Annotated in this window: 9 protein-coding genes; 6 read left to right on the top strand and 3 right to left on the bottom strand. The window is 66.4% G+C overall.

The annotated features are described in order from the left end of the window. Together A9W96_RS01850 and A9W96_RS01845 are read right to left on the bottom strand one after the other, a co-directional pair. On the bottom strand, positions 1 to 452 hold a 452-nt coding region (locus tag A9W96_RS01850), incomplete at its 3' end, for a class I SAM-dependent methyltransferase (protein WP_197499370.1). A 186-nt stretch (positions 453 to 638) separates the two neighbouring features. Continuing rightward, a complete protein-coding gene (locus A9W96_RS01845) occupies positions 639 to 1,358 on the bottom strand; it encodes a TetR/AcrR family transcriptional regulator (RefSeq protein ID WP_066864695.1) in 720 nt (239 codons plus the stop codon). Between the two features lie 135 nt (positions 1,359 to 1,493). On the opposite strand from A9W96_RS01845, the gene A9W96_RS01840 reads away from it, so the two are divergent. The 6 genes from A9W96_RS01840 to deoC all read left to right on the top strand — a co-directional run bounded on the left by A9W96_RS01840 (position 1,494) and on the right by deoC (position 5,777). Continuing rightward, positions 1,494 to 2,876 (top strand): DUF445 domain-containing protein, encoded by a 1,383-nt coding sequence (locus A9W96_RS01840; protein WP_156765086.1) that lies wholly within the window; start codon positions 1,494 to 1,496, stop codon positions 2,874 to 2,876. A gap of 93 nt (positions 2,877 to 2,969) precedes the next feature. Beyond that, entirely contained in the window at positions 2,970 to 3,386 is a 417-nt protein-coding gene (locus A9W96_RS01835; protein ID WP_066864693.1) for a helix-turn-helix domain-containing protein, read from the top strand. Between the two features lie 280 nt (positions 3,387 to 3,666). Continuing rightward, a complete protein-coding gene (hbhA, locus tag A9W96_RS01830; RefSeq protein WP_066864698.1) occupies positions 3,667 to 4,281 on the top strand; it encodes a heparin-binding hemagglutinin HbhA in 615 nt (204 codons plus the stop codon). A gap of 86 nt (positions 4,282 to 4,367) precedes the next feature. After that, complete coding sequence (locus A9W96_RS01825; RefSeq protein WP_066864690.1) at positions 4,368 to 4,655, top strand: DUF2516 family protein; 288 nt, start codon at positions 4,368 to 4,370, stop codon at positions 4,653 to 4,655. 4 nt (positions 4,656 to 4,659) lie between these two features. Beyond that, a complete protein-coding gene (locus tag A9W96_RS01820; RefSeq protein WP_066864686.1) occupies positions 4,660 to 5,100 on the top strand; it encodes a DUF2599 domain-containing protein in 441 nt (146 codons plus the stop codon). Further along, positions 5,100 to 5,777: a deoxyribose-phosphate aldolase gene (deoC, locus tag A9W96_RS01815; protein WP_067137636.1), complete on the top strand. Its 678-nt coding sequence runs from the start codon at positions 5,100 to 5,102 to the stop codon at positions 5,775 to 5,777. The genes A9W96_RS01820 and deoC overlap by 1 nt, the downstream gene beginning before the upstream one ends. A 23-nt stretch (positions 5,778 to 5,800) precedes the next feature. Here deoC and A9W96_RS01810 read toward each other — a convergent pair. Continuing rightward, on the bottom strand, positions 5,801 to 6,405 hold a 605-nt coding region (locus tag A9W96_RS01810; protein ID WP_156765085.1), incomplete at its 5' end, for a DUF2993 domain-containing protein.

Genomic DNA, 6,405 nt, shown 5'->3' with positions numbered 1-6,405 from the left:
ATCACTCCGCCGGGCGGCAGCGCCTGGTAGGCCATTTTGAAGAAGCGGCCGTAGCGCTGCCGGCCGAAGTCCTCGAACTCTTCCCAGCCCTGCAACCGCACCTCGATGTTGCGGCTGGTCGGCAATCCGGCCAGCTTGTTCTTGCTGTACTCAAATTGATTGCGGCTCAGCGTGATCCCGATGACGTTGACGTCGTACTTCTCGACGGCCCGCTTCAGCGCGCCACCCCAGCCGCAACCGATGTCCAGCAGCGTCATCCCGGGTTCGAGCTTCAATTTGCCCAGCGCCAGATCGATTTTGGCGATCTGCGCCTCCTCGAGCGTCATGTCGTCGCGCTCGAAGTAGGCACAGCTGTAGGTCTGTGTGGGATCCAGGAACAGCCGAAAGAAGTCGTCGGACAAGTCGTAATGGGCTTGCACGTTTCCAAAATGCGGCGTGAGCTGCACAGACATGTCGATACGAGCCTTTCTGAACTGCTTGGGGACAGGGGTAGACAGCCAACCGACAGCCCCGCTGATCCCCCGATACTCCCCTGCATGCTAATACCTGAGGCTGTTCAAGTCGCATTCCCAAGGCGCGTTCAAGCTCACATGGAGCGGGTGTAATCCCCAAAAACTCCAGCCGCTCCCGCGGGCCGCTTAAAGACCGGACCCGCCGTCGAGCCCGCGGGGCGGCACGATCGGCGACGGGTGGGGCTCCTCGCGGAATTTCTCCAGCGATCCGCCGACCTCGACGATGCCCTTGAGGGCGTTCCAGCTCAGCATGGTCAGATAGTCGATCAACTCGTCGCGGCTCATCCGCGGGTTGGACATCCAGGAGTGGGTGGCCAGCTGCACCCCGCCGACGATCAGATACGCCCATGGTTCCGCGCCGCCGGTGTCCATCCCGGCCTGTTGCATGCGGCGGCGCATCATCACCGCGAGCATGCGGGCGATGATGCGCTCGGAGTCGGCAAGGACCTTGCTCTTGCTGGCCGAACTGTTGGCCATCACGAATCGGTACGGCTCGGGCTCGTTCGCGACGGTTTCGACGTAGACGCGGATGATCTCGCGCGCCAGGTCGAAGCCGTCGAGGTTGGACGTCAGCGCCGCGGCCATGTTGGGAATCAGGGTGGTCTGGGTGAACCGCATCATCACGGCCGTCGTCAGGTCGTTCTTGTCGACGAAATAGCGGTACAGCACCGTTTTGGAGACCCCGATCTCGGCGGCGATCTCATCCATGCTCAGCGCGCCACCCAGTCGGCGAATCGCGTCGATCGTGCCGTCGACCAGTTCGTTACGACGCTCCACTTTGTGTTGATGCCAGCGCCGCTTGCGCCCATCCATTTTGACGCTCACAGCCGTAATATGCTCTGCCACTGTCGCCTAATTCCCATTCCCTAGACGCCCCTGATCTTACGGCGTGAGGGGGTCGGTTTCCTGCCCTGGCCGGGCGTGGGTGAGACGTCGCGAACAGTGTCGTCACACCAATTCGTGGGAAAGATAGATGATGGAGTGGTGGCACATCGAGCCTCGGTGCGAGGCGAAGCGTCCGGCCCGCCGGCGGCGAGGCCCGATTCGGCGACGCCACTGACCGCGGCGAACGCGGGGCGCGCATCCTTTGCCGAATCCTTCGCCGGCGCCGACCCCGAGGCCGACGCGCAGCGCAGAGTGGCGCTGCGCCGGATGAAGATGGTGGCACTGGGTTTTCTGATCGGTGCCACCGGCGTGTTCCTGGCCTGCCGGTGGGCCCAGGCGCACGCCAGCCTGGGGGCCTGGGTGGGATACGTCGGCGCCGCCGCCGAGGCCGGGATGGTGGGCGCCCTGGCGGACTGGTTCGCGGTGACAGCGCTGTTCCGCCACCCGCTGGGCATTCCCATCCCGCACACCGCGATCATCAAGCGCAAGAAGGACCAGCTGGGCGAGGGCCTGGGCACCTTCGTGCGGGAGAACTTCCTGTCGCCGGAGGTGGTGGAAACCAAGCTGCGCGACGCCCAGGTGTCCGGCCGGCTCGGTAAGTGGCTCTCCGAGACCGCCCACGCCGAGCGGGTGGCCAGCGAGACGGCCACGGTGCTGCGGGTGCTGGTCGAACTGCTGCGCGACGACGACGTCCAGCAGGTGATCGACCGGATGATCGTGCGCCGCATCGCCGAGCCGCAGTGGGGGCCGCCGGTCGGGCGCGTGCTGGCGACGCTGCTGGCCGAGCACCGGCAGGAGGCGCTGATCCAGTTGCTGGCCGACCGGGCCTTTCAGTGGTCACTGAAGGCCGGCGAGGTCATCCAGCGGGTGGTCGAGCGTGACTCACCGACCTGGTCGCCGCGCTTCGTCGACCATCTCGTCGGCGACCGCATCCACCGCGAGCTGATGGACTTCACCGACAAGGTGCGCCGCAACCCCGACCACGAACTGCGCCGCTCGGCCACCCGCTTTTTGTTCGACTTCGCCGACGACCTGCAGCATGACCCGGACACCATCGCGCGCGCCGATGCGATCAAAGAACAGCTGATGGCGCGCGACGAGATCGCCAACGCCGCCGCGACCGCGTGGAAGACGCTGAAGCGGCTGGTGCTCGAGGGCGTGGACGACCCGTCCAGCACGCTGCGCACCCGGATCGCCGACACCGTGGTCCGCATCGGGGAATCGCTGCGCGACGACGCGGACCTGCGCGACAAGGTCGACAACTGGCTGGTCCGGGCGGCTCAGCATCTGGTTTCGCAGTACGGCGTGGAGATCACCGCGATCATCACCGACACGATCGAGCGCTGGGACGCCGAGGAGGCCAGCCGGCGCATCGAATTGCACGTCGGCCGTGACCTGCAATTTATTCGGATCAATGGAACCGTCGTCGGGTCGCTGGCGGGTTTGGCGATTTATGCCGTCGCGCAGCTACTGATTTAACGGATTTCTAGTAGTGCTAACAAGTGCTTGCAATAGCAAGCACTTGTAGTAGTCTGATCCGCGTCAAGATCAGTCGCCGACCAGGAGCACGCCATGACGCCCGAGGAGAAGCTCTCCGCCAAGGTGTCCAACGCTGCCTCCGAAGTGGCCTCCGACATCGGCAGTTTCATCCGCAGCCAGCGTGAACTCGCGCAGGTGTCGGTGCGCCAACTCGCCGAAAAGTCCGGGGTCAGCAATCCATATTTGAGCCAGGTGGAGCGTGGATTGCGTAAGCCCTCCGCCGATGTCCTGAACCAGATCGCGAAGGCCCTTCGGGTTTCCGCCGAGGTTCTCTATGTGCGCGCCGGGATTCTCGAGCCCAGCGACAAAAGTCAGGTGCGGGACGCGATCGTCACCGACACTGCGATCACCGAGCGCCAAAAGCAAATTCTGCTCGACATCTATTCATCGTTCACCCAGCAAAACGAATCGATCCCAGAGGAGTGTCCGACCGAATCCGACAGCGAGTGAGCAGTCCGTTCGATCCGGCACGGTAGCCAGCTGTGCTGGGCGTTTACCCGAGAAAGCGGACTCTGCGCATCGCGGTAGCGAGTTGGTGATGTATAGCCGACCGGCCGTCGCGGTTACCCACCGTGGAAGACCTACCGGGTTCCAGCTGAACCGCTGGACGAACCGCCCCGGCATTGGCGGCCCCAGTTGCGAAGGAGACGTTTGCACCTAACTTCTCGACCAGACAGCCAATAACACCGAATAACGCCGATAGCGAAAACACAGCATGAAAGGAAAAACCATGGCGGAAAACACGAACATCGAAGATTTGCGGGCCCCGCTGCTCGCAGCCCTGGGCGCGGCCGACCTGGCCCTGGCCACCGTCAACGACCTGATCGCCGGCCTGCGGGAGCGCGCCGAGGAAACCCGCGCCGAGACCCGTACCCGGGTCGAGGAACGTCGCGCTCGCCTGACCAAGCTGCAGGAGGACCTGCCCGACCAGTTCACCGAGCTGCGCGACAAGTTCACCACCGAAGAGCTGCGCAAGGCCGCCGAGGGCTACCTCGAGGCGGCGACCAGCCGGTACAACGAGCTGGTCGAGCGCGGTGAGGCGGCCCTGCAGCGGCTGCGTAACCAGACCGCGTTCGAGGACGCCTCCGCGCGTGCCGAGGGCTACGTCGACCAGGCCGTCGAGCTCACGCAAGAAGCTCTCGGCACCGTCGCCTCGCAGACCCGCGCGGTCGGCGAGCGCGCCGCCAAGCTGGTCGGCATCGAGCTGCCCGGCAAGACCGAAGCGGCCACCAAGAAGGCGCAGAAGGCCGTGAACGCGCCCGCCAAGAAGGCGCCCGCCAAGAAGGCGCCGGCGAAGAAGGCGCCGGCCAAGAAGGCGGCCGCCAAGAAGGTCACCCAGAAGTAGCACGACATTTCACGACGATCGGCTCCGAGTCGCCTCCGGGTGACTCGGAGTCGACGTTTTGGCGGGTGCCCGCATACCCTTAGGGCGTGAGCCACCTCGTGCAAACCGTCATGCTGGTCTTGCAGATCGCCGTCTTGGTCACGGCCATCTACGCGTTCGTGCATGCTGCGCTGCAACGACCCGACGCCTACACCGCCGCCGAGAAGCTGACCAAGCCCGTGTGGTTGCTGATCCTGGGAGGGGCCGTCGCCCTGACATCCATCTTGGGTTTCGTGTTCGGCGTGCTCGGTATGGCGATCGCGGCCTGTGCCGCCGGTGTGTACCTGGTCGATGTGCGGCCCAAACTGCTTGAGATACAAGGTAAGTCGCGCTAGCGCAATGATGGCCCTGCTGACGGCGCCGGTCGCGGTGCTCGTCGCCCTGGCTTGTCCGATACCGCCCGCTGCCGCCGCGCCGGACCCCGGTAGCGGCGCGGCCGAACCGCCCGCGCCGTCCCCGCCGTACATCGACCACACTCAGTGGGCGCAGTGGCAGGGCCGCAGCAGCCTGCGGGTGTTTCCGTCGCCGGCCGGCCGGGCCGCCTCGCGCATCCCCGCAACCACCGCCCTGGCCGACGAGGCCTGGGCCGAGGTGCTCGCCGCGTCCCCGGACGCCGACACCGCCGGCATGCGCGCGCAGTTCCTCTGCCACTGGGAATTCGCCGAACTCGCCCAGCCCGGCAAGGTCAGCTGGAACCTCGAGCCGTGGCGACCGGTCGTCGACGACGCCGAGATGGTCGCCTCCGGCTGCAATCCCGGCGGTCCGGAAGAATCCTTTTGATGCCAACCCAACCCAGCCGAGCGCAGTTGGCGGCGTTCGTCGACCACACGCTGCTCAAGCCCGAAGCAACCGGCGCCGACGTGGCCGCCCTGGTCGCCGAAGCGGGCGAACTGGGCGTCTACGCGGTGTGCGTCTCGCCCTCGATGGTCCCCGTCGCGGTGCGGGCCGGCACCGGGCTGCGGGTGGCCGCCGTGGCGGGTTTCCCCTCGGGCAAGCACCTCCCGGCGGTGAAGGCGCACGAGGCGGCCCTGGCCGTCGCGGCCGGGGCCACCGAGGTCGACATGGTCATCGACGTGGGGGCGGCGCTGTCCGGCGACATCGACGCCGTGCGTTCGGATGTCCGGGCCGTGCGCGGCGCGATCGGCGGCGCCGTGCTCAAGGTGATCGTGGAGTCGGCGGCGCTGCTGGCCCTGGCCGACGAGGCCACCCTGGTGCGGGTGTGCCGCGCCGCCGAAGAGGCCGGCGCCGACTTCGTCAAGACGTCGACCGGGTTCCATCCGGCCGGCGGTGCATCCGTGCGCGCGGTCGCCCTGATGGCCGAGACGGTCGGGGGACGCCTCGGGGTGAAGGCCAGCGGCGGCATCCGCTCCGCCGCGGACGCGCTGGCGATGCTGGACGCCGGCGCCACCCGGCTCGGGCTGTCGGGCACCCGCGCGGTGCTCGACGGCCTGGGCTGAGCCGTCCGGCTAGAAGCTCGCCGTCACAGGTTGGCGAAGCAGGGGTCGTTGTCGTTGCCGGTGGGGATGGTGGCGTTGCGCGTCGAAAAGTGGCTCGTCACACCGGTATCCGTGACCTGCACACTGTCGGCGTGGATGCCCAGCGGGTAGTTCTTGGTCAGGTTCGAGGTGAAGTCGTCCAGCGTCGACTGCACGGACTCCTTGGGCATCGTGAAGCCGAGCGCGTTGAAACTGACGATCTGCAGCTGCAACCCGGTGCCCGACACCACCGGCTTGGCGGTGATGTTGTCCAACATGCCCTTCAACTCGATCGTGCCGTCGGCGGGGTGCGTGGTCACGGTGTTGGTGACGAACGGGCCCAGCACCGGGATGGCGTTCTGTACCGACTGCTTGATGCCGTCACTGGTCCAGCTGATGGTGGCGTCCAGGGCGCCGATGGTGCCCTTCGAGTTGCCGTTGTCCTTGAGGCGCACGTCGTTGATGTTGATCGAGAGCTTCATGCCCTTGGCGTCGCGGATGTTGTTGCCGGCCGTCTGCACCGAGATGTTGGTGTAGTGCTTCGTCGCCTGCTGCCAGAGCATCAGGGGCGTCACGCCGAAGGACGCGGTGGCCTGTGAGGTCAAGGACC

This window comes from Mycobacterium sp. 1245852.3 (assembly GCF_001669335.1).
Classification (GTDB): Bacteria; Actinomycetota; Actinomycetes; order Mycobacteriales; family Mycobacteriaceae; genus Mycobacterium; species Mycobacterium europaeum_A.
This window is presented reverse-complemented; position numbering and strand designations above follow the sequence as displayed.

Bases quoted from the DNA above. Each gene is read 5' to 3' on its own strand.
- A9W96_RS01835 (WP_066864693.1), top strand. From the start codon at position 2,970: ATGACGCCCGAGGAGAAGCTCTCCGCCAAGGTGTCCAACGCTGCCTCC.
- hbhA (WP_066864698.1), top strand. From the start codon at position 3,667: ATGGCGGAAAACACGAACATCGAAGATTTGCGGGCCCCGCTGCTCGCA.
- A9W96_RS01820 (WP_066864686.1), top strand. From the start codon at position 4,660: ATGATGGCCCTGCTGACGGCGCCGGTCGCGGTGCTCGTCGCCCTGGCT.
- deoC (WP_067137636.1), top strand. From the start codon at position 5,100: ATGCCAACCCAACCCAGCCGAGCGCAGTTGGCGGCGTTCGTCGACCAC.